We start from the raw sequence: 20,888 nt of genomic DNA, 5'->3' as shown, positions 1-20,888 counted from the left end.
ACCACGGCTTACTTCATGGGACTGGCTCCTTGAGGGGTCGCGCCCCACGCCCAGGGGCGCCTGCTGCGGGCAAAGCTGTCGCCGCCGCAGCCCTTTTCAGGGGGCTGCGGGGCCTCTAGCGCTGGATATCGGTGAGGGTCAGGCGAAGACCAGGCCCGAGCCCGAAAGGCTGTCCATGCCGACCCCCACCAGGGTCACCGAGAACTCGCCGACACTGAGCAGGGTGTCGTTGCCGTTCTGCGACAAATGCTGGCTGTAGTCGTAATGGGCGTCGACCCCGGGCACGCCCATGAACACCAGCTTGTCGGTGTTCTGGTAGCCGTGGATCAGGTCGAAGCCGAAGTTGCCGCTGAACAGGAAGGTATTGCCCCCGCCACCGCTGGAGTGCATGACGTCGTTGCCGGTGCCGCCGACGAAAGTCACGTTGGCCTTGTCGCTGCTCAGCAGGTCATCGCCGCCATGGCCGAACAGCCAGCCGCCATCGACGCTGGCTACCAGCGCATTGCCGTAGGCATCGCCGTTGAGGGAATGGTTGTAGGCGGTCCACTGGTTGCCGTTCTGCAAGCCGTCGGCGGTGACGCTGTGGCTCACGTCCTTGCCGAACAGTTGCCACCAGCTTCCGGTCTCGTGGCTGACCAGGGCGCCGACGTCCCGGGTCATGCTGATGCCGCCGTAGGCATCACGGATATACAGGGTGCCGTCGCCGTCATTGGCGATGGAAAAGTTCTTCAGCGGCTGCTGCAGTTCCAGCACGTTATGGCCCTGCCCGCCATGGATGATGTTGTAGCCGCCGTCATCGCGGAAGCGATCATCGCCGGCCCCGCCATCCAGGTAGTCGTTGCCCTTGCCGCCGTGCAGCAGGTCGTTGCTCTGGGTGCCGATGATGAAGGTGCTGCCGGTGTGTTTTTCCGCGTACAGGTTGAGGTCCTTGACCCAGACCTGATCGCGCTTGCCCTCGGACAGGTTGGAAATAACCACGGTGGAGTCACGGCTGGTCAGGTCATAGAAATCCGAGTTGATCAGGCGGTTGAGGCCGCCGGCATAGTCCACCGCGCTGTGGGCCGACCAGGACTGCGGATTGAGGATGCTCTGGGGAATCAGCTTGCCCAGGAACGATGAATAGTGATCGGTGAAGCTGACGATGTTGTTGGTCGCCGACTCCTGGGGCTTGTCGTGGGTGCCCAGGGACGAGGCGTTGAAATGAGTGCCGTCCAGGGCGCGGAACACCGGGTCGTTTTCATAGCCGATGTTCAGCACCTGCGAGCTGTTGGCGCTCTGGGTCGGCGAGGCGAAGGCCACGTAGCTGGCGTCCTGGTAGAAGCCGCCCCAGTGATCGCTGCTCATGGCCGCCAGGCTGTTGACCCCAAGGCCGCCCAGGCTGTGGCCGGTGACCAGCACATCGCTGCCGCTCAAGCCCTGGGCCGCAGCAAAGGCCGCCACCTTGCCCAGCAGGTTGTCAAAGGCCAGGCGGCTGTAGTTGTCGGCAAAGCCCGACACAAAGGCCGCCTGCAAGTCGTTGATACCGTCCTTGAGGCTGTCGGTGCCGCGAAAGCTGATGCCGATGGACAGCAACTGCCCGGCCGCGTCGTATTTGCCCAGCACCTCGACCTGGGCGTCGCTGACAATCGCCTGCTCGCCGGAAATCGTGCCCTGGGCGCTGACGTTGCCCTGGTAGCCCAGCTGGCTGGCGCTGATGGGGCGCCAGGCGGTGCCCGGCAGCGCCTCGCCGGTGGGTGTGGAGGCGTACAGCGCCAGAGTAATGGCCTCGCTGTAGAGGGCCTTGCCGTCACCGCCAAGGGCGGTCTTGTAATCGAAGATACTCATGCTCATTCCTCTTTTTTATTGTCCCTGAGCCTGCGGTCGGCAAGGCCTCCTAAGGCTGCGCGCGCTGGCCGAAAGCCTCGTCGACCCTGGCCAGATCCTCTTCCCGCAGAGTGCCTGCGTAGTAGTGCAGCTTGGTCCAGGCCATCAAGTAGTCATAGCGCGCCTGGGCCAGGTCGCGGCGGGTGGTGTAGAGCTGCTGTTCGGCGTTCAGTGCATCGAGGTTGACCCGTTCGCCCCCCAGGATGCTCTGCTTGGTCGAGACCACCAGGGCCTCGGCCGAAGTCAGGGCTTTCTGGTAGGCCCGCAACTTGCTCACCCCCGATAGACAGGCACTGAATTGGCGGCGGAGTTCAATCAGGGTTTCCCGGGTCTTGCCGTCCAGTTCGTACTCGGCCTGTTCCATGGAGCGGCTGGCCTGGCGGGTCGAGGCCGAGACCCCGCCCCCGGCATACAACGGCACGCTGACTTCGATACCGATGGTGTTGGTGTCGTAGCGCTGGTTGTAGGTGTTGCCGCTTTCCGATTCGTTCTGGCGCATGGTGGCGTAGGCGCTGAGTTTGGGCAGGTGCCCGGCGCGGTTGCGCTCCACCTCGTAGCGCGCGACCTCGACCCGCTGGCGCTGGGAAGCCAGCACCGGGTTGTTGCTCAGGGCCATCTCGTGCCAGGTGTCGTAGTTGGCCGGAGTCAGGGAGAAGGACTGGAAGTCTTCCTGCAAGGGGTCCAGATCCCGCACATCGAGGTTCGGCTCGCCGGTCAGGGCCGCCAGCTCGCGCAAGGCCGCGTCCTGCTCGTCCCGGGCTTCGATCTCTTCGGCGGTGGCCAATTCGTAGCGCGACTCGGCTTCGAGGATGTCGGTGCGGGTGCCCTCGCCCTGCTGGAACATGTGCCGGTTCTGCTGGAACTGCTGCTCGAAGGCCTTTTTCTTGGCCAGGGCGATGTCGATCTGGTCCTGGGCGAACAGCGCCTTGGTGTAGTAGCTCAGCACCCGCACCAGCAACTCCTGGCTCTTGCCGCGAAAGTTCTCGTCGGCAAACAGCGCCTGGGCCACGCCCTTGCGGTAATTGGCGTAGGCCTCGTAGTCGATCAGCGGCTGCTGCAGGGTCAGGGACGAACCGTAGCTGTCGTAGTTGCGTTTTTCGGTAATGGTGCCGCGCACCGTATCCAGGTAGCTGACCTTGGAGTTGTTATGGCCCTTGTTGTAGCTGTAGCCGACCTTGGGCAGCAGCCCGGCACGGCCGATGGCGCGGTTTTCAAGGCCGGCATCGCGTTCCTTGATGGCGCCGAGGAACACCGGGTCGTTGCGCAGGGCCTGTTCGTAGATCTGGAACGGGCCCACCGCCTGGGCCGTCTGGCAGGCCAACAGCGCCAGAGCCGCCGCGAGAATGGAAAGCTTACTCATACGACGCGACATCCTTATTCTTCGGTCAGTGCAGAACCTGCCCGGTCGAGCAGTGGCTTGAACAGGTAATTGAGCAGGGAACGCTCGCCAGTGCGCACGAACATTTCCGCCGGCATGCCGGGCTTGATCACCAGGCCGTTGAGCTTCTCCATGGCCTGGTCGCTGACACTGCTGCGCAGCACGTAGTAGGGCATGCCGGTTTTCTCGTCGAGCATCTGGTCGGCGGAAATCAGGCTGACTTCGCCCGGCACCCGTGGCGTGCGGCTCTGGTTGAAGGCGGTGAACAGGATGTCCACCGGCAAGTGGGTGCCGACCTTGTCCACCAGGTTCACCGGCAGCCGCCCTTCCACCTCCAGGTGAGTGCCCTGGGGCACGATTTCCAGCAGGGTCTCGCCCTGTCGCACCACCGCGCCCTCGGTGTGCACCCCGAGATTGACCGCGATGCCGTCGGCGGTGGCGATGATCTCGCTGTGCTGCAGGTCGAAACCGGCAGAGGTCAGTTGCTGCTCCAGGGTCTGGGTCTTGAGCTGGGCTTCGGCCAACTGGCTGCGTACCTCTTTCTGGTACTCCTCGCTGTGCTGTTGCAGCTTGAGCCGGGATTCGAGGATGCCCTGCTCCACTCGCCCGCTTTCCCCGGTGTTCTGCGCCAGTTCCTGCTGCACCTGGGACAGTTGGCGCTGATATTCCAGCAGGCGGTTGCGCGGGATGTAGCCGTTGTCCGCCAAAGGTTGCAGGTTGCTCAGTTGCTGGCGCAGGGATTCGGCCTGGCTACCGAGGTCGGTGCGGGCCCGGCGCATGCCGGCCAGTTGCGCGGTGGCGCCTTCGATATTGGCACGGATGCCCGCCTGCTCCCGGGAGAATGCCTCGCGCCGGCTGCTGAACAACTGGCGCTGGCCTTCCAGCACCAGGGCCAGGCGCGGATCGTCGCTGTCGCTCAGGGGCGCGGGGAAATCCACCTGCTTGAGGTTGTCGCGCTCGCTGCGCCAGCGCGCCAGGCTGGCCATGGCCATGCGGTACTGGGCTTGCAGCGATTGCACGTCCGCCGCCACCTGGGTCTGGTCCAGGCGGAACAGCGGCTGGCCCTGCTTCACGCTTTCGCCCTCGCGCACCAGGATCCGGCTGACCACCCCGCTGCTCATGGACTGCACCGCCTTGCGCTTGCCGGACACCACCACCGTGCCTTGCACCGGAATGCCCTGGTCCAGGGGCGCCAGCGCCGCCCAGACGAAGAAACTGCCCGCCCCCACCAGGGCCAGGATCCAGCCCATGCGGGCGAAAAAGCCCGCGTCACGCTCGACCCGTTCCGGCGCGTAACCCTCTTCGATCATCATGTTGCTGTCCTTGCTCATGCGCCTGAATTCCGTGTCGGAGCCTGGTATTGCCGGCTCATGCTGAGGCCGCCGGGCGCCGCTGCAACGGGCTTGGGCGCCTCCTGGGCCTGGGCTTGCTGGCCGCCGGCCAGGGCCTTGAGCACTTCCTGGCTCGGGCCGAAGGCCTGCAAGCGGCCTTCGTTGAGTACCAGCAGTTTGTCGGCCAGGGCCAGCACCGAGGAACGGTGGGTCACCAGCACCACGCTGGTGCCCCGGGCCTTGAGCTGGGCAATGGCCGCCGCCAGGGCACTTTCGCCCACGGTATCGAGGTTGGAATTGGGTTCGTCCAGCACCACCAGGCTCGGGCTGCCATACAGCGCCCGGGCCAGGGCCACCCGCTGCTTCTGGCCACCGGACAGGCCGCTGCCGTCATCGCCGAGCACGGTGTCGTAGCCCTGGGGCAGGCGCAGGATCAGCTCATGCACCCCGGCCATCTGCGCGGCCTGGACCACCTGCTCCGGGTCGGCCTGGCGAAAGCGTGCGATGTTCTCGGCGATGCTGCCGGTAAACAGCTCGATATCCTGGGGCAGATAGCCGATGTAGGGCCCCAGTTCGTCGCGGTTCCAGCGATGGATATCGGCCCCGTCCAGGCGCACGGTGCCGCCCAGGGTCGGCCATACGCCCACCAGTACCCGGGCCAGGGTCGACTTGCCGGAACCGGAGGCCCCCAGCACGCCAAGCACTTCGCCGGCATTGATGCTGAAGCTCACCTGTTGCAGGGTCGCCATCCGCCGTCCGGGTGGGCCGGCGCTGACCTGCTCGAAGCTCACCTGGCCCTTGGGCGCCGGCAAGGACATCGCCGTATCACTGGGCGGGAACTCGCGCAGCAGTGCATCCAGGCGGCCGTAGGCCAGCTTGGCCGAACTCCATTGCTTCCACACCGCGATCAACTGGTCGATGGGGCTCAGCACCCGGCCCATGAGGATCGAACCGGCAATCATCATCCCCGCGGTCATGTCGCCCTTGATCACCAGCAAGGCACCCAGGCCCAGCACCAGGGATTGCAGGCACAGACGCAAGGTCTTGCTCAGGGAGCTGATCACCGAGCCGGTATCGCTGGCCTGGTTCTGCAGGCCGAGGAAGCGCGAGTGCACGGCGAACCAGCGTTTGCGCAAGGCGCCAAGCATGCCCATGGCCTGGATGGTTTCGGCGTTGTGCAGGTGGCTGGTGGCCAGCTGGGTGGAACGCTGCGAAAAACCGCTGGCCTCGGCCAGGTCCTTCTTGGTCATGGCTTCGTTGAGGTACGCCAGGGCAATCAGCAACAACGCGCCTACAGTGGCGAACACTCCAAGCCAGACGTTGAAGGCGTAGATCACCAGCAGGTAGATGGGGAACCAGGGTGCATCGAAGAAGGCGAACAGTGCCGGCCCGGTGAGGAACTGGCGAATATGGGTCAAATCCCCCAGGGACTGCCCCGCATGACCCTCGCCCCGGGACAGGTTGCGCTCGAACGCGGCCTGGTAGACCCGCAGGTTGAAGCGGCGCTCCAGCTGGCTGCCGATGCGGATCACGATAAAGCTGCGCAGCACTTCCAGAAGACCGATAAAGACGAAGAAGCCCACCACCATCAACGACAGCATCACCAGGGTGGTTTCATTCTGCGACGACAGTACCCGGTCGTAGACCTGCAACATATAGATGGAAGGCACCAGCATCAGCACGTTAATCAACGCAGTGAAACAACCGACACTGATGAGGATGCCCTTATATTCGCCCAGTGCCTTGAACAGTGGTGCAGGATGATTGTTCTTCACCATTTCTAACATTTTCCCTGAGCTGTTAATCCGCGCCCGCTAGCGTGGAACCAATGTAGCCTACAACTAACAACCCGCACTACTTAGTTGCTGAATCCTGCGGACACGAATAATTCGGACAGCTGTATCCAACAGCAGCCCGAACATGTTCCTGCCGGCCAAGAGAGTGGCGACATAATGGCCGTCGTTTATTAGACGAACACACTCATCGCTTAATTAGCGGCGCGTTGTAACACAATCAGACCGTCGGCTTTCAGGCGGGCTTCGTAGAGGCCCTCTTTCTGGCGACTGAAGAAAATGATTTTCGAGCCTTCGCGGCCGGTAATGGCAATGCCATCGGGCTCCGGGAACCAGCCCACCGCGGCTTCCCCGAGCCATTTCGACAGGCAGTCGGCGCCGTCGCCCAGGGCGGCGTTGTGCAACAGGTCCAGGGTGCAACCTTCAGCGGGTGCGGCTGCCTGTTGCAGCTGCCAGTGTCCAACCAGTTCCGAGGGGTCCGCCAAGCGCAGGCTGCTTGCCATGGTGATTGCTCCATAAAAGATCATCAGTGTCGCCAGCAGCCATCGGGCCGCCCGGCAACAGGAAATATGCAGGGTCATAGGGTGCTCCGTTCGCCCGGTAGACTCGCTCAGGCCAGGGCCCAAAGCAAGAACGCAGAGCCGCTCGACTGCGCGGCCCTGTGCTCATTTCACTCAGGCGACGATGTCGCTGACCGCTGCCTGGCCCACGGTGCTGACCAGGAAGTCCGCCACGCCATGCCCGGAGAAGTCCACGGACAAGGTGCTCACGCCCCCGGAGGTGGTGAGGATCGCGTCACCCGCCGCGCCGGTGAAGGCGTTGACGAAGTGCAGGCCGGCGCCCTTGGTGATCCCGGTCAGATCGATCTTGTCCAGGCCGCTGACAAAATCCATGATCTGGTCGGCCGCACCCGGCTTGGAGTCGGTGCTGGCGGCGAACACGAAGGTGTCCGAGCCCGAGCCGCCCCACAGCTGATCTGCACCGCCGGCGCCGTAGATGATGTCGTTGCCGGCACCACCCTTGAGCACGTTGGCGGCGTTGTTGCCGATCAACAGGTCGTTGCCCGAACCGCCGATGGCGTTCTCCACGGTCACGCCCTGAGCGATGGAAACGTTACCCACCATGCCGCCAACGTCGGAGAACGAGGCTTCATTGAGGTTGATCTTCTGGTTCTGGGTGAAACCGGAGAAGTCCAGGGTATCGTTGCCGCCACCGTCCCACACCGAGAACACCAGCTTGTCGGAAGACGAGCTGGCGCTGTAGAAATCACGCCCGGTGTTGGAGTTGAAGCCGTAGGTGGTATCGCCGGCACGGGTGCTGTAGTTGGCACCGTAGAGTTTCTGGATAGCCGCGATATCGTCCATCAGCGGGCCGGACGAATAGGCTTCGACCCCGCCCTTACTGAAGTTCTGGCTGGTATTGCTTTCACTCCAGTAGCTCATGACGCTGTAGCCACGGGTGTCCTGGCCGTAGCTGGCGTCCTTGTAGCTGGGGTTGCCTTCGCCGGCGTTGTAGTCGCCAGGGTGAGCCAGGCCCAGGGTGTGACCGATCTCATGGGTCAGGGTCTGACGGCCATAGTTGTTCAGGTCGGGGTTCTTGTTCTGGGTGTAGCTGCTGTTGATCAGGTACCACGAGGTGCCGTCGTAGCCGGCGCCGGTACCTGGCAGGTAGGCAAATGCCGCCGCGCCATCCTGGCCACCGCTGTAGTTGCCGAAGGTCATGTGGGCGTCGCCACCCGAGGCTTTCTCGGTAAACACGACGTTGGCCACGTCAGCCCAGGACTGCATGGCCAGGACTGCCTGGGCCTTCTGCTGGGCGCTGAACTGGCTGAACCCGGAGATGCCATGCTTGTACATGGTGCTCGAGGAAGCCGAGGTCAGGAAGGTATAGGTCAGATCGATCTTGCCGTTACCGTTCAGGTCCTTATAGGCAGCGCCGTCACGCAGCAGTTGCGTGGCGGCCTGATCGACCGAGAACGAAGGTTTGCCATTGACCGTGAGATTGCCGCCACGATCGTATTGGTGGCTGAAGCTATTGATCTGGTTATACGCCGAACTTGCTGCGGCCAAAGGCACCAGTTGTTGTTCGGCAGATGCAATAGCGTTCTCTGTTACTTTCGACATAAACACACTTCCTTGTAATCAATGGAACAGTTTTTGTCAGATAGCGACAATCCCTGGCGAGATCGTCCTATCACTCGCCCTAAGCAGGCGCAAGAAAACTGACACAATTTGAAATCAGGCGTCCACTACTTTTTTGACGTCAAATCTCACTATTCCAGCGAACTCCAGCAAACAATGACTGTACAGTCGAAAGATTCTTTTCCAACTGATTAACGGCAGTCATTGTCCGACAATCTACAATTTAATTATTAAATATCCATATAAACAGTTATGTCGACCGCGTCGCACTTCTTAGTCCGTTAACTTCTGTTCCAACCAGTTAGTTCCAATGTTTCCAGCAACACTTGCGCACTCAGGGCCGGCACTTGCACGCCGTCGGCGCTGGTCATGGGCACCCCCGCCAGCAGGGCGTTGATGATGGCTTCCTCCACCGCTTCGGCGGCTGCGCTGAACAAGGGCGAGATGTGATCGTTGTTGAGCATCGCCAGCGGCGTGCTGAAACCCAGGCCCTTGCGCCCGTAGTCCGCCGTCGGCAAGTCCCGGTTTCCCGTGGCAAAGGCCAGGAAGATATCGCCGCTGGAATCCTCGGTGCCTCCGCCGGTGCGGGCGATGCCGATGGATGCGCGCTGGGCCAGGCGCTGGCACTGGTGCGGCAACAGCGGCGCATCGGTGGCCAGTATCACCACGATCGAGCCCATGCCCGGGGTCCCGCGCTCGGCAAACGGCGAAGGGATATGCCCCAGCCGGCGCCCCACTGGATAGCCATCGACCCGCAGTTCCTCGCGCTTGCCGTGGTTGGCCTGGACCAGGGCACCGACGGTGTAGCCGCCCTGCTCGGCCGTCAGCCGCCGCGACGCCGTACCGATGCCGCCCTTGAACTCATGGCAGATCATCCCGGTGCCGCCGCCGACCGCGCCCTCGGCCACCGGCCCGGACTCGGCGCAGGCCATGGCTTCGCGCACCTGCTGCACACCCACATGCTGGCCCCAGATGTCATTCAACAGGCCGTCGTAGGTTTCCATCACCACTGGCATGCACCAGTACACCGCCGGGTCTTGCAATGCCTCGCGCTCCAGGGCGATCAAGGCATCGCGCACCACGCCCACACTGTGGGTGTTGGTGATCGCCAGCGGCGTGGTCAGGGTGCCGGCCTCGCGAATCCACTCCAGGCCCGTGGCATCGCCATTGCCGTTGAGCACATGGCAACCGGCAAAGCACGGCTGCTGGCGGGCGTGCCCGGCCCGGGGCTGGACCAGGGTAACCCCAGTGCGCACCTGCTTGCCGTCCACGCTGGTATTCAAGGTGCTGTGGCCGACCCGCACCCCGGGAACATCGGTGATCGCATTGAACGGGCCTGGCGTCCCCAGGCCCAGGTGGATGCCCAATTGACGTGCTCGCATAACCACTCCTTACAGTTTCTGAAACGCCGGACTGTACCGGCCGTTGGTGCCATAAAGAATCACCGACAGCGCCAGCAGCCCGATGATGACCATGATGTCCCGCAGGGACGCTTCGAGGAACAGATTGACCAGCAGGTAACCCGCGCCGAGCACCGCCAGCAAGGCCGGCAGCGGCCACAGTGGCATGCGGTAGGGATGCTCGCGGTCGCGCAGCAGTACCCGGCTCATCAGCGCGCTGAGGGCGACGATCAGGTACACCAGCATGATCAGCAGCACGCTGAAGGACGTCAGGTCCGCCAGGTTCGAGCTGAAGCTCAGCACCGCCGAGGGAATGGCCAGGAACAGGGTCGCCAGCCAGGGTGAATCCCAGCGCGGGTGAATGCGGGTGAACAGGCGATTGATAGTGGGCGTCCACAGCGCATCGCGGCCACTGCTGAACACCACCCGACCGATCTGGATGACGATGGCGACAATGGCATTGAACACCGAAAGGAAAATCCCGCCGCTGACCACCCGGGCCAGGGTCTCGTTGCCATGGCTGGTGAGCAGGTAACCGATGGGGTCGGGGCTGGCGAGCATCGCGCTCAAGGACGGCGCGCCGATCAGCAGCGCGGTGAGCGGCACCAGTTCGATGATCACCACCAGCACCAGGGACCACAGCACCGCCTTGTGCACCCCGCGGCCCTTGCATTTCATGTCCTCGGCCAGCAGCACCGCCGGGCCGTAGCCGTTGTAGGAAAACAGGCCGATGCCCACCGCGCCGATCACCAGTGCCCAGGGCGCCAGTTGCAAGGCGCCGTGATCGACGATCTGCGGTTGCAGCAGAATGCTCACCGGCTGCGAGGCATTGCCGAAGCCGAGCCAGACGATCACCAGCAAGGCCGCCACTTCCAGCAGCAGGCACGTGCCGGTGATCCAGGCATTGAGCTTGATATTGAGGATGCCCAGCAGATAACTGCAGACCACGATCACCAGGGCCACGGTCTGGGAATCGAAGTTCGTGCCCAGGGCATTGTTCAGGTAGGTGGCGGCACCAGTGGCCAGCACCGGCGGAATGAACAGCAGCATCACCAGCACCGTGAGGAAGGTGGCATAACCGGCCATGCCGCCGAACACTCGCTTGGCGTATACATACTCGCCGCCGGCGCTGTTGTGGGCGCGGCCCAGCTCGGCGTAGCAAAAGGCGAACATCAGGGCCAGCAACCCGGCCATGACGAAGGCCAGGAACACCCCGCTACCGGCCTGATGGATGGCGAAGGGGGCGATCACGAACACTGAACTGGCGGGGGTCACACCGGACACGGTGATGGCCACCACATCGAACACACTCAAGGTAGGTTTCAGCGCACCGTCGGGCGCAGAGGGAGAGCTCATATCGTTATCCTCGTGTTTATTGTTGGTCTGAGGCAGAAACGAAATTCATCGGGCGGGTGCGTTCTGGGGCGCACTTGCTGGGAGCTACTCTAGGCAGATGCAGACCATCACCCAATTCCCCTATTGGAGTACTCCCCTTGACGACGGCGGTTAAATCGACGAAACCGGGCCACGACATTTCAGCGGATCAACGGAGCAACGCCTTTGAGTAACCTGTTCAGGGAAGTGGGCCTGCATGCCGGCCTGGGCCGCACCCTCACATTGATCGGCAATCCACGCTTCTGGAAACAGCTGATCCTGCTGCTGCACCAGGCTACGCCGTTCGACAACGCCCTGGCGATCTTCTACCCGCTGGACGGCCCGCCCCGGGCCCTGGAGGAATATGACGCCGAACCCAGCAGCAAGCCGGCGTCCATGCTCACCTACCTCAACGGCCTGTACCTGCTGGACCCCTTCTTCCAGGCCTGTCGCGAAGGCTACCCCAGCGGCCTGTACCGCCTGGAAGAAGTGGCCCCGGACCATTTCCGCCAGAGCGAATACTTTCTCAGCTACTTCCACGACAACGTCCTGGAAGACGAAGTGCAGTTGATTCTGCAACTGCCCGAGGCTGGCACCCTGTCGCTTTCCCTGGGCAGCCAGCGCGTCTTCAGCCACGACGAGATCGGCCTGCTCACCACCTTTTCAGCCTGGGTACTGCCGCTGATGGAGCAGCACTGGCAACACAGCCAGGCCCGCCCCCAAGGCCCTGCGCCCCAGGAAATGGCCAGCCAGATCCGCGACGCCCTGAGCCATTTCGGCAGCGCCGTACTTTCGGAGCGGGAGCTGGAGATAGCCCGCCTGATCCTCCGGGGATTTTCTTCAAAGGCCATGGCGGAACGGCTGAAGATCTCGCCGGACACCATCAAGGTCCACCGCCGCCACCTCTACGCCAAGCTGGATATCTCCAGCCAGCCGGAGCTGTTCTCGCTGTTTATCCAATCCCTGGGGCACGACCTGGAAAATCCGTGATTGCCGGTCTGCCAGCGGCCATCTGCCGCCCGTCATCCGCTATCCGCTATCTGCTATCTGCTATCTGCTATCTGCTATCTGCTATCGGTAGGAGCTGGCTTGCCAGCGAAGGCGCAATCAAGAGCGACGCATGCCTTGCGGCCTTCTTCGCCGGCAAGCCGGCTCCTACAGGCGAAGGCGCACTCAAGAGCGGCGCATGCCTTGCGGCCCTCTTCGCCGGCAAGCCGGCTCCTACAGGCGAAGGCGCACTCAAGAGCGGCGCATGCCTTGCGGTGCGGCCGCCGGCAACGACGGCGGCCGCAAGGGCCATGCCGTCAGGCGTTCAGGGACCGGGCGCGGAAATCCCGGGGCGATTGTTCGAAATGCTTCTTGAAGGTGCGGCTGAAATGCGCCGAATCGGTGAAGCCCCATTTGAAGGCAATGTCGGTGATGGATTCGTTGCGCAGGTGCGGATTGCTCAGGTCCGCGGCGCTGCGCTTGAGCCGCGAGCGCTGGATGAAGCGGCAAACGCTGTCCCCCTGCTCCTCGAACAGCCGGTACAGCTGGCGCACCGAGATATTCAGCTGGCCGGCCAGTGACACCGGAGTCAGGCCCGGCTCATTGAGGGACTGGCTGATCAACTGCCGCGCCTGATCACGCAGGCATCCGCCATGCAGGCCCTCGTCAAAGCCATCCAGGCTGTTGACGGTCTGGCGCAAGGTCGGACCGAGCAAGGCAATCAGGGCTTCCTGCAAGGCCTGCCCTTCCTGCTGGGCCGCACAACCCTGCAACTCGCCGGCGCAGATCTGCTCCACCAGCAAACGCATCAGGCGCCCGCTGGCGCAATTTTGCGACAACTTGCCGAACTTGCGCTGCTGGGCCGGCAGGTGGCGGTAGACCTCCTCCCGGCACAGATGGAACGAAGCATGCTCGATCAGGCCATGGGGCACGATCTCGCAGGCTCCGGCGGAGTCCAGCAGCGCCATGTCCCCCGGGGCCAGTTCGACACTTTCGCCGCCCTGGCTCAAGCGCGCATGGCCGCTGCGCTGGATGATGAGGAAGCAATGGCGATCGTCCTCATGATCGACCTTGGTGCTCTGGCGGGAGATCAGCCCGGCGTTGGTGCGGATCTGCGCCACCTCCAGCCCGGCGTAATCCTGCATGCCCACTTCACCAATGAACAAGGCGGGATTGCGCGCCGGACGGGCATCGAATCGACCGCAGACGCCCTGCAGGGCGCCCACCCAGGAACTGAAACTATGCGAAGCAAGCACTGTGCACCTCCAGAAGCCGGTTCCAACCGCCTTTGTTGTTATGGCGATATCATTAACATGTTATCTATTTGCCAGGCAAGGCGCCTGACAGCATGGATAGTCTGTTATGGCTTAAGCAGGCTGTATGCCAGCGCTTACGGTTATGTCCCTCAGAAATCTCGCAGTAGCTTGTACAACTCAGTGAAGCTGCCCAGTAGCGCCGCCCGCTGTTCAGCGCTCAAGCGGATATAGCGGCGGAACCCGGGCAGGCGGTTGACCACTTCGCTGGCGCCGAAATGCTCCAGGTGCACCTGCCAGCCCTGGGCATCGCGCCGCAATTCCAGGTGTTTGAAATCCAGGGGCAACAGGTGCTCCAGCAAGCGCTGGTCACTGCACAGGCGCTGCAGCAGCGGCGCCCATTCAGCGTCCTCCCCCGTGAGCAGCCGAGCTGCGACACCCTGGCGGCGGATCGCGCCAGTGTGACGCAGACGGATCCGCGCCTGCCGGGCCGTGTCGCAAGGCACCGGCAGGCGCCACTCACAGGCCACGATGTGCATCAGGAACTGCGCCTGGGCGCGCTCTTGCACCACGAACCTCAAACCGTTTTGCGGGCAATGAAAACCGCCCTGCACCTGGCTCCGTGGAGTGAAATCGAGCCCCGCCAGATCCCGACGCAACTGCCCCAGGGTCAGCCCCGGGCGATAGCCCGATGGCGCGCGGTTCCACAGTTCAAAGAGGTTTTGCCGCCAGCTTGAAAGATTCATCAGGCGCGCTCTCCCGTAGGTTATGGGCGGTATCCGGATTCAAGCCCAGCGCCTGTTCCAGCACCTCCTCCACCGGCACCGGGCGAAACGGATTGACCTTCTGCACCAGCAGGGTCCAGAACAGCGCATAGATCGCGGTCAGGCCCAGCATGCTGCCGAAAGGCACATAGATGTCCCGCGGATTCATGCCCGGCGGCGTGATGAACCACATGCCCAGCAGGATGCCCACCGAAGACAGGATCTGCGGCAGCGGAAACCACGGCGACCTGTAGGCCCGGGGCAGGTCCGGCCGGCGAATGCGCAGCATCACCACTGACAGGGTGACCAGCAGATAGGCAGTGCTCCAGGCACAGACCGCCGCCAGCACCAGGTGCATGATGCTGTCGGTGCTGCCCCCCAGCCACCAGGCATGCAGGCAGGGAATCAGCACGGCTACGGCAATGCACAGCAACGGCGTCTTGAAGCGCGGGTGCAGGTAAGTGAATACCTTCGGCAACGCCCCATCCAGAGCCATGCCGTAAAGGATCCGCGGCAAGCCGGCCATCAGCGTGTTGATGGTGGCGGCGCCGGCGAACAGCAGGCCGATGCCCAGCCAGATACGGCCGAAGGGCCCCATGATCTGCTCGGCAAAATGCGGAATGGCCATGGGCGTATCCAGCAGGTGCACGCTGCCATCCTCGCTCAGGGCGATGTTTTCCACCTGGCGCTTCATCGCCGCGCCATAGATGAACATGCACACCGCTACCCCCACCAGCCCCAGGGCCATGGCCCGGGGAATGGTCTTGGCGGCCTTGCGCACATCCGGCGTCAGGGGCGTGACGAATTCACAGCCGACGAACATGAACATGGCCATGCCCACCAGGGACAGGATGGTCGGCAGGTCGGTACCCACCATCGAGGCGCCGAACCAGCCATCGAGCTGCACCGCCGGTGCCTTGAGCACCCCGAGCACGCCAAAGATGATCAGGGTGGTCCACATGCCGAAGGTCAGGATCACCTCGGCACGGCTGAAGGCGGTGATGCCCACGGCGTTCAGCGCACCGAAGAACAGCACCAGCCCCACCCCCACCAGCCAGGCACTGCCGCTCTGCTCCAGCAGGGTGTTGAGGGACTCGAAGTTAACCAGGGCCATGACTCCACTGAGAATGGTCTCCGCGGTACCGGCGAACACGTGCACGATCAGGTAGGCGGACAAGGTCCCGGTGATGGCGAAAAAACGCCCCAGGCCACAGGCCAGGTAGTCATAGACCGAACCGTTGGTGGGCAGCAGGCAGGCCGCTTCGGCGAAGGTGGTGGATTGCGCCAGCATCATCACCAGGGCGATCACCATCGCCATGGCAAAGGCGCCGCCGCCGATACCAAAGCCCGTGGTGGCCGTGAGGATCACCGGGCTGGCCATGATCAAGCCCACGGCACTGGCCAGGGCCGTGGGAAAGCCGACTACACCTTGATCCAGGTGGCGACTGAGTCTGTCGTTGAGCGACATGGTGGTAAACCTCGAAAGCATGGGTTGATGATTGTTGTTCTAGGCATTTCAAGGGCACGCCTGATGGCGGAGTGCTTGGCTGTCTGACGCAGCTGTCTTCATGTTCACACCCTGTAGGAGCTGGCTCGCCACGAAGGCGTCGGCAAGATCACCGCCCAATCCAGGGGCCTCTTCGTCGGCCAGCCGGCTCCTACAGTAAACCGGTTGGCCCTGCCCCCGCAGGGGCCGGCTGGCCGGCGAAGGCGTTCGGCTCAATAAGCGATGCACACCGACTTGTTCTCGGTGTAGGCCTCGATGGCCGCATGGCCCATCTCGCGACCGATGCCCGACTGCTTGTAGCCACCGAAGGGCATCGACGGGTCCAGCATGTTGTGGGTGTTGACCCAGACAGTGCCGGCCTTGATCTGCGGAATCAGCTGCATGACCCGCCCCAGGTCGTTGGACCAGATGCTCGCCCCCAGCCCGTACTGGTTGTCATTGGCCAGGCCCACCACTTCGTCCAGGGTGTCGAACGGCGTGGCCACCACCACCGGGCCGAAGATTTCCTCGCGCACCAGTTGCTGGTCGGCGTGCACATCGGCCACCACCGTCGGGCGCACATAGAAGCCCCGCTCGCCATGGGCGACACCGCCACAGAGCAGCCGGGCGCCCTCTTCGACTCCGCGCTGGACCATCTGCAGCACGCGCTTCTGCTGCTTGGCGGAAATCAGCGGATTGATCTGTGCCTGCTCGTCCAGCCCCGGCCCGATGCTCAGGGACCCGGCAATGGCCACCAGGCGCTCCAGCACCTCGTTATAGATACGGCGCTGGATGTACAGCCGCGAACCCGCCGTGCACACCTGCCCCTGGTTGAAGAAGATCGCCCCGGCTGCGCCGGCGGCAGCGGTCTGCGGGTCGCAGTCGTCAAGCACGATCACCGGCGATTTGCCGCCCAGCTCCAGGGAAAAACGGGTCATGTTGTCCACCGCGGCATGGCCGATCAGCTTGCCCACCTGGGTCGAGCCGGTGAACGCCAGCTTGTCGATTCCCGAATGGGCGGCCAGGGCCGCGCCGGCCTGGGCGCCACTGCCGGTGACCACGTTGACCACCCCGGGGGCGATCCCCGCTTCCAGGCACAACTGGCCCAGGCGCAACGCGGTCAGCGGGGTTTCGTCCGCCGGCTTGAGCACCACGGTGCAGCCACAGGCCAGGGCCGGAACGATTTTCCAGATGGCCATCAGCAGCGGGAAGTTCCACGGCACGATGGCCCCCACCACGCCCACCGGCTCCGGCACGGTGTAGGCCCGGTACTGCGCCCCGGGCACTGCGGCGATGGAAACATCCAGGCTCTTGCCCTCGATCTTGGTGGCCCAGCCAGCCATGTAGCGGGTGAACTCTGCGGCCGCTCCCACCTCCAGGGCCCGGGCCAGGTGGATCGACTGGCCGTTGTTGAGGGTCTCCAGTTGCGCCAGTTCCTCGCCATTGGCTTCCAGCAGGTCCGCCAGCTTCAGCAGCAGGCGCTCGCGGTCGGCGGGGCGCAGCGCCTTCCAGCTACCCTCGAAGGCCCGACGTGCGGCGTTCACCGCCAGGTCGATATCGGCCTGGGCAGCTGCCGCGACCTCGGCCAATTGTTCGCCACTGGCGGGGTTGTACACCGCCATCCGCGCACCGCTGAGGGCCGGCTGGCTGTGACCGTCGATCAGCAGGCCATGCTGACTGTCTATGAATGCAGCGACACGTGGGTCGATGGCAACGCTCATCTTGAATCCTCGCAGGTAGACCTAGTTCGAGATGGACTTTGAGCGCAAAGACGCACGCCGTCTTGACCCTGGCTGCCGCGAAACTTGGCCCTGGCTGCCAGCCCCGCCAGGGCCTTCGCTGGCAAGCCAGCCCCCGCAGGTGCGCGCCATTGGCCGGCGAACAGGCCCGCAAACCCGCCACTGGCAGCCTGGGTCAAGTGCCCTGGCACACAGAGGCAAGCCAGGGGCGCATAAATGACGCACTAATATCTCCACGCTGTCCGTGCGTTATCAGGAGACTCAACGTGAGCGAACCAAGCCGTTTCTGGCACCCCATGCTGCACCCCAACGAAATGAAGCAACGCGAGCCGATCCGCATCGTCCGTGGCGACGGCTGCTATGTGTATGACGACAAGGGCCACCAGCTGGTGGATGGCGTTGCCGGGTTGTGGAACGTCAACGTCGGCCACAACCGCAAGGAAGTGAAGGCGGCGATCACCGCGCAACTTGATGAACTGGAATACTTCCAGCTGTTCGACGGGGTCAGCCATCCCCGGGCTGAAGAACTGTCGCGAGTGGTGATGAACCTGCTGGAACCCGAGGACATGCGCCGGGTGGCCTTCAGCTCCGGCGGCTCGGACGCCATCGAAAGCGCTTTGAAGCTGGCCCGCCAGTACTGGAAGCTCGAAGGCCAGGCCGACCGCACCAAGTTCATTTCCCTGCGCCAGGGCTACCACGGCACCCACTTCGGCGGCGCCTCGGTCAACGGCAACACGGTGTTCCGCCGCAACTACGAGCCGCTGCTGCCGGGCTGCTACCACATCGATACCCCCTGGCTGTACCGCAACCCCTACAGCCAGGACCCGGAAGAGCTGGGCAAGATCTGCGCCGACCTGCTGGAGCGGGAAATCCAGTTCCAGAGCCCGGACACCGTCGCCGCCTTCATTGCCGAGCCGATCCAGGGCGCTGGCGGCGTGATAGTGCCACCGGCCAACTACTGGCCGCTGATCCGTGAAGTCTGCGACAAGTACGGCGTATTGCTGATCGCCGACGAAGTGGTCACCGGCTTCGGTCGCAGCGGCTCGATGTTCGGCAGCCGCCTGTGGGGCGTCAAGCCCGACATCATGTGCCTGGCCAAGGGCATCACCTCGGGCTACATCCCACTGGGCGCCACGGTGGTCAACCGGCGCATCGAGGAAGCCTTCGAGAAGAACGCCAACTTCACCGGGGCCATCATGCATGGCTACACCTACTCCGGGCACCCGGTAGCCTGCGCCGCCGCCCTGGCGTGCCTGGACATCGTGGTCAAGGAGGACCTGCCGGCCAACGCCGCGAAAATGGGCGACTACATGCTCGACAAGCTGCTGCCCTTCGTCGAGCGCTTCGACACCGTCGGCGAAGTGCGCGGCAAGGGTCTGATGCTGGCCCTGGACCTGGTGGCGGACAAGACCACCCGCGAACCCATCGACCCCATGAGCGGCTACGCCAATCAGGTGGCACAGATCGCCCGGGACAACGGGGTCATGGTGCGCCCGGTGGGCACCAAGATCATTCTCTCGCCGCCCCTGGTGATCCAGCAGGCACAGGCCGATGCCATAGTCGACGCCCTGGCCGAAGGCTTGAGCAAGGCCCGCCGCTAACCCCGGCAGCAAGCTGCGATCGAGGCAATCACGATCGCAGCTTGCGGCGCTGGAGGCTTGCCAGGCACGCCCAGCAGGGTTTCACTGTGGCAGTCCGGGTTCCGGACAGGATCAATCCACGTCCTTGCGCCCCTTTCACCGAGCCACTGCCCCAGGTGCAGCCAGGAGCCATCCGATGAACGCACCCGCCTCCCTGCCCGGCCCTCATGAACTGGGCCACCGCTGCATCGCCGCTTTCACCCGGGTAGTACCCGCCAGCCTCTGCGCCTTCTACCGCATCGATGCCCAACTGCAGGCCCGGGATTTTTCGCTGTACCGCATGCCGGAGCAGATGCACCAGGCCTACCTGCAGCACTTTCGCCACTACGACCCCCTGCAACCTCGTCACTGCGCCGCGGCGGGGCGCCCGGTGCTGTCTCTGCACATGGGCATGGCCCACCAGGGCCATCACGAGAGCGAGGTTTATCAGGGGTTCCTGCAGCGCCATGGGGTACTGGATGTGGTGGAAATCCTGGCCTGCGATGGCGAACGGCCGGTCGCCGGCCTGTCGCTGCTGCGCGACGTCGGGCTGGGGCACTTCAGCGTGGAGGAACTGGGCACCCTGCATGCCTTGCAAGGCCTGCTGGAGATTGCCGCCCTGGCGCCCTGGTCCCAGGTCGATGAGCGCCTGTCGGGCCTGACACCCCGGGAGCGGGAAATCGCCTGGCTGCTGCGCGACGGCGCAGACAACAAGACCATCGCCCGGCGCCTGGACCTGGGCCTGCCCACGGTCAAGACCCACTTGATCAACCTGTTCCGCAAGGTCGGCGCCAGTAACCGTACGGAGCTGGTCAGGGCGCTGTTCCTGTAAAGCCCGGGCACTTCAACCATAAGGTTGATGGGCAACCCGGGGCTGGCGGCCGAACATGCAGCTCTCCTTGCTGACAAGAGCCTTGCCATGAACCCGCAACCTGAATGGATCACCGTCGGAGCCCTCGCCGACGGCTTTGCCGAAGACAATCACATCCTCCCGGCGGTCGACGACCTGGCCGGTCGCCGCCTGAGCCTGCACTTCGACAACCACTGGCAGATCGAACACCATTTCGCCGCCCACACCCTGCGCTGGAACAACGTCGGGGAAGCGGCCGGCGCCGAGTTGCCCTATCGCGCAACCTGCCTGCGCCCCGGCATCTACCTGGTGGACTTCCTCAAGCACGAACAGGGGCAGATCCACTCGGTGAGCCTGGTCCTGGACCTTGAGCAGCAATGCTTCAGCGCCGTCATCGGGCAGATGCCCAGCCAGGCCGAATCCAGCGTCGACCTGTTCAGCCGGGCCCTGGCCGGTGGCGAGCTGACCTCGGTCAAGGCCCAGTTTCTCCACGGTGCCATCGACACGCCGGTCACCGCCGGCACGCCACGCCATGAACCCACCGATGAACTGGTGGGCCTGCGCAACCGGTACATCTACAGCGCCAGCGAGGCCTACGAGCACATCTACCTGAATGCCAACTTCTACAGCTGGCAATGCCTGCGGGGCGTCGAACAGGGGCTGGCGGATACCGACCGCTGCCACTACTACAAGATCGCCGAGCAGCTGTACCTGTTCGTCTGGCGAGAAAAGATCGTCCCGACCCTGGGCCTGGTGCTGATCGACCTCAAGGCCGGTCGCAGCGACGGCAAGATCTTCGGCTACCAGGGTGCCGACTTCAGCAGCGCCGCCAACTTTCCGGTGGGAGCCCTGGCAGAGGTGCTCAACCGTACCCGGCACCGCTGATACCCGCCCCCTGGCTCCAGGCTGC

At 63.8% G+C, this 20,888-nt stretch carries 16 protein-coding genes; 4 read left to right on the top strand and 12 right to left on the bottom strand.

Annotation, left to right across the window (positions count from 1 at the left end; genetic code table 11):
• Positions 1 to 138 precede the first annotated feature (138 nt).
• The 8 genes from M2395_RS04875 to M2395_RS04840 form a co-directional block, all read right to left on the bottom strand.
• A complete protein-coding gene (locus M2395_RS04875) occupies positions 139 to 1,824 on the bottom strand; it encodes a polyurethanase (RefSeq protein ID WP_123430703.1) in 1,686 nt (561 codons plus the stop codon).
• Positions 1,825 to 1,873: 49 nt separating this feature from the next.
• On the bottom strand, positions 1,874 to 3,223 hold the full coding sequence (locus M2395_RS04870) for a TolC family outer membrane protein (RefSeq protein ID WP_370059185.1): 1,350 nt from the start codon (positions 3,221 to 3,223) through the stop codon (positions 1,874 to 1,876).
• A gap of 14 nt (positions 3,224 to 3,237) precedes the next feature.
• Complete coding sequence (locus tag M2395_RS04865) at positions 3,238 to 4,554, bottom strand: HlyD family type I secretion periplasmic adaptor subunit (protein WP_370059505.1); 1,317 nt, start codon at positions 4,552 to 4,554, stop codon at positions 3,238 to 3,240.
• 14 nt (positions 4,555 to 4,568) lie between these two features.
• Entirely contained in the window at positions 4,569 to 6,350 is a 1,782-nt protein-coding gene (locus M2395_RS04860; protein ID WP_123430702.1) for a type I secretion system permease/ATPase, read from the bottom strand.
• Positions 6,351 to 6,559: 209 nt separating this feature from the next.
• A complete protein-coding gene (locus M2395_RS04855) occupies positions 6,560 to 6,946 on the bottom strand; it encodes an AprI/Inh family metalloprotease inhibitor (RefSeq protein ID WP_011061493.1) in 387 nt (128 codons plus the stop codon).
• A 93-nt stretch (positions 6,947 to 7,039) separates the two neighbouring features.
• A complete protein-coding gene (locus tag M2395_RS04850) occupies positions 7,040 to 8,488 on the bottom strand; it encodes a serralysin family metalloprotease (protein ID WP_011061494.1) in 1,449 nt (482 codons plus the stop codon).
• 299 nt (positions 8,489 to 8,787) lie between these two features.
• Positions 8,788 to 9,888, bottom strand: a complete 1,101-nt coding sequence (locus M2395_RS04845; RefSeq protein ID WP_123430701.1) for a P1 family peptidase — start codon at positions 9,886 to 9,888, stop codon at positions 8,788 to 8,790.
• Positions 9,889 to 9,897: 9 nt separating this feature from the next.
• Positions 9,898 to 11,262, bottom strand: a complete 1,365-nt coding sequence (locus M2395_RS04840; RefSeq protein WP_011061496.1) for an APC family permease — start codon at positions 11,260 to 11,262, stop codon at positions 9,898 to 9,900.
• 204 nt (positions 11,263 to 11,466) lie between these two features.
• Here M2395_RS04840 and M2395_RS04835 point away from each other — a divergent pair, with 204 nt between their 5' ends.
• The gene (locus M2395_RS04835; protein ID WP_015635760.1) at positions 11,467 to 12,270 is read left to right on the top strand and encodes a helix-turn-helix transcriptional regulator; all 804 of its coding nucleotides are present in this window, start codon (positions 11,467 to 11,469) and stop codon (positions 12,268 to 12,270) included.
• 314 nt (positions 12,271 to 12,584) lie between these two features.
• Here M2395_RS04835 and feaR read toward each other — a convergent pair whose 3' ends face one another.
• From feaR to M2395_RS04815, 4 genes are all read right to left on the bottom strand, one after another.
• On the bottom strand, positions 12,585 to 13,523 hold the full coding sequence (gene feaR, locus M2395_RS04830) for a transcriptional regulator FeaR (RefSeq protein WP_019095317.1): 939 nt from the start codon (positions 13,521 to 13,523) through the stop codon (positions 12,585 to 12,587).
• A 149-nt stretch (positions 13,524 to 13,672) separates the two neighbouring features.
• Complete coding sequence (locus tag M2395_RS04825; protein WP_123430700.1) at positions 13,673 to 14,266, bottom strand: DUF3156 family protein; 594 nt, start codon at positions 14,264 to 14,266, stop codon at positions 13,673 to 13,675.
• On the bottom strand, positions 14,232 to 15,752 hold the full coding sequence (locus tag M2395_RS04820; protein ID WP_123430699.1) for an APC family permease: 1,521 nt from the start codon (positions 15,750 to 15,752) through the stop codon (positions 14,232 to 14,234). The genes M2395_RS04825 and M2395_RS04820 overlap by 35 nt, the downstream gene beginning before the upstream one ends.
• A gap of 251 nt (positions 15,753 to 16,003) precedes the next feature.
• On the bottom strand, positions 16,004 to 17,491 hold the full coding sequence (locus tag M2395_RS04815) for an aldehyde dehydrogenase (protein WP_123430698.1): 1,488 nt from the start codon (positions 17,489 to 17,491) through the stop codon (positions 16,004 to 16,006).
• Positions 17,492 to 17,775: 284 nt separating this feature from the next.
• On the opposite strand from M2395_RS04815, the gene M2395_RS04810 reads away from it, so the two are divergent.
• From M2395_RS04810 to M2395_RS04800, 3 genes are all read left to right on the top strand, one after another.
• Positions 17,776 to 19,110 carry an aspartate aminotransferase family protein gene (locus tag M2395_RS04810; protein ID WP_011061503.1) on the top strand — a complete coding sequence of 445 codons (1,335 nt, stop codon included), beginning with the start codon at positions 17,776 to 17,778 and terminating at the stop codon, positions 19,108 to 19,110.
• A gap of 175 nt (positions 19,111 to 19,285) precedes the next feature.
• Positions 19,286 to 19,960 (top strand): helix-turn-helix transcriptional regulator, encoded by a 675-nt coding sequence (locus M2395_RS04805; protein WP_011061504.1) that lies wholly within the window; start codon positions 19,286 to 19,288, stop codon positions 19,958 to 19,960.
• Between the two features lie 87 nt (positions 19,961 to 20,047).
• The gene (locus tag M2395_RS04800) at positions 20,048 to 20,863 is read left to right on the top strand and encodes a molybdenum cofactor biosynthesis F family protein (protein WP_053158753.1); all 816 of its coding nucleotides are present in this window, start codon (positions 20,048 to 20,050) and stop codon (positions 20,861 to 20,863) included.
• The last annotated feature ends 25 nt before the right edge of the window (positions 20,864 to 20,888 follow it).

Origin of the sequence: Pseudomonas sp. BIGb0176, from assembly GCF_024810175.1 — a bacterium.
GTDB classification, from domain to species: Bacteria; Pseudomonadota; Gammaproteobacteria; order Pseudomonadales; family Pseudomonadaceae; genus Aquipseudomonas; species Aquipseudomonas protegens.
Note: the sequence above shows the minus strand (reverse complement) of the source record. Positions and strands in the feature narration are given on the sequence as shown.

Coding starts and splice junctions, on each gene's coding strand:
- M2395_RS04860 (WP_123430702.1), bottom strand. CDS start 6,350: ATGGTGAAGAACAATCATCCTGCACCACTGTTCAAGGCACTGGGCGAA.
- M2395_RS04840 (WP_011061496.1), bottom strand. CDS start 11,262: ATGAGCTCTCCCTCTGCGCCCGACGGTGCGCTGAAACCTACCTTGAGT.
- M2395_RS04825 (WP_123430700.1), bottom strand. CDS start 14,266: ATGAATCTTTCAAGCTGGCGGCAAAACCTCTTTGAACTGTGGAACCGC.
- M2395_RS04805 (WP_011061504.1), top strand. CDS start 19,286: ATGAACGCACCCGCCTCCCTGCCCGGCCCTCATGAACTGGGCCACCGC.
- M2395_RS04800 (WP_053158753.1), top strand. CDS start 20,048: ATGAACCCGCAACCTGAATGGATCACCGTCGGAGCCCTCGCCGACGGC.
- M2395_RS04815 (WP_123430698.1), bottom strand. CDS start 17,491: ATGAGCGTTGCCATCGACCCACGTGTCGCTGCATTCATAGACAGTCAG.
- M2395_RS04875 (WP_123430703.1), bottom strand. CDS start 1,824: ATGAGTATCTTCGATTACAAGACCGCCCTTGGCGGTGACGGCAAGGCC.
- M2395_RS04855 (WP_011061493.1), bottom strand. CDS start 6,946: ATGACCCTGCATATTTCCTGTTGCCGGGCGGCCCGATGGCTGCTGGCG.
- M2395_RS04870 (WP_370059185.1), bottom strand. CDS start 3,223: ATGAGTAAGCTTTCCATTCTCGCGGCGGCTCTGGCGCTGTTGGCCTGC.
- M2395_RS04820 (WP_123430699.1), bottom strand. CDS start 15,752: ATGTCGCTCAACGACAGACTCAGTCGCCACCTGGATCAAGGTGTAGTC.
- M2395_RS04845 (WP_123430701.1), bottom strand. CDS start 9,888: ATGCGAGCACGTCAATTGGGCATCCACCTGGGCCTGGGGACGCCAGGC.
- M2395_RS04865 (WP_370059505.1), bottom strand. CDS start 4,554: ATGATGATCGAAGAGGGTTACGCGCCGGAACGGGTCGAGCGTGACGCG.
- M2395_RS04850 (WP_011061494.1), bottom strand. CDS start 8,488: ATGTCGAAAGTAACAGAGAACGCTATTGCATCTGCCGAACAACAACTG.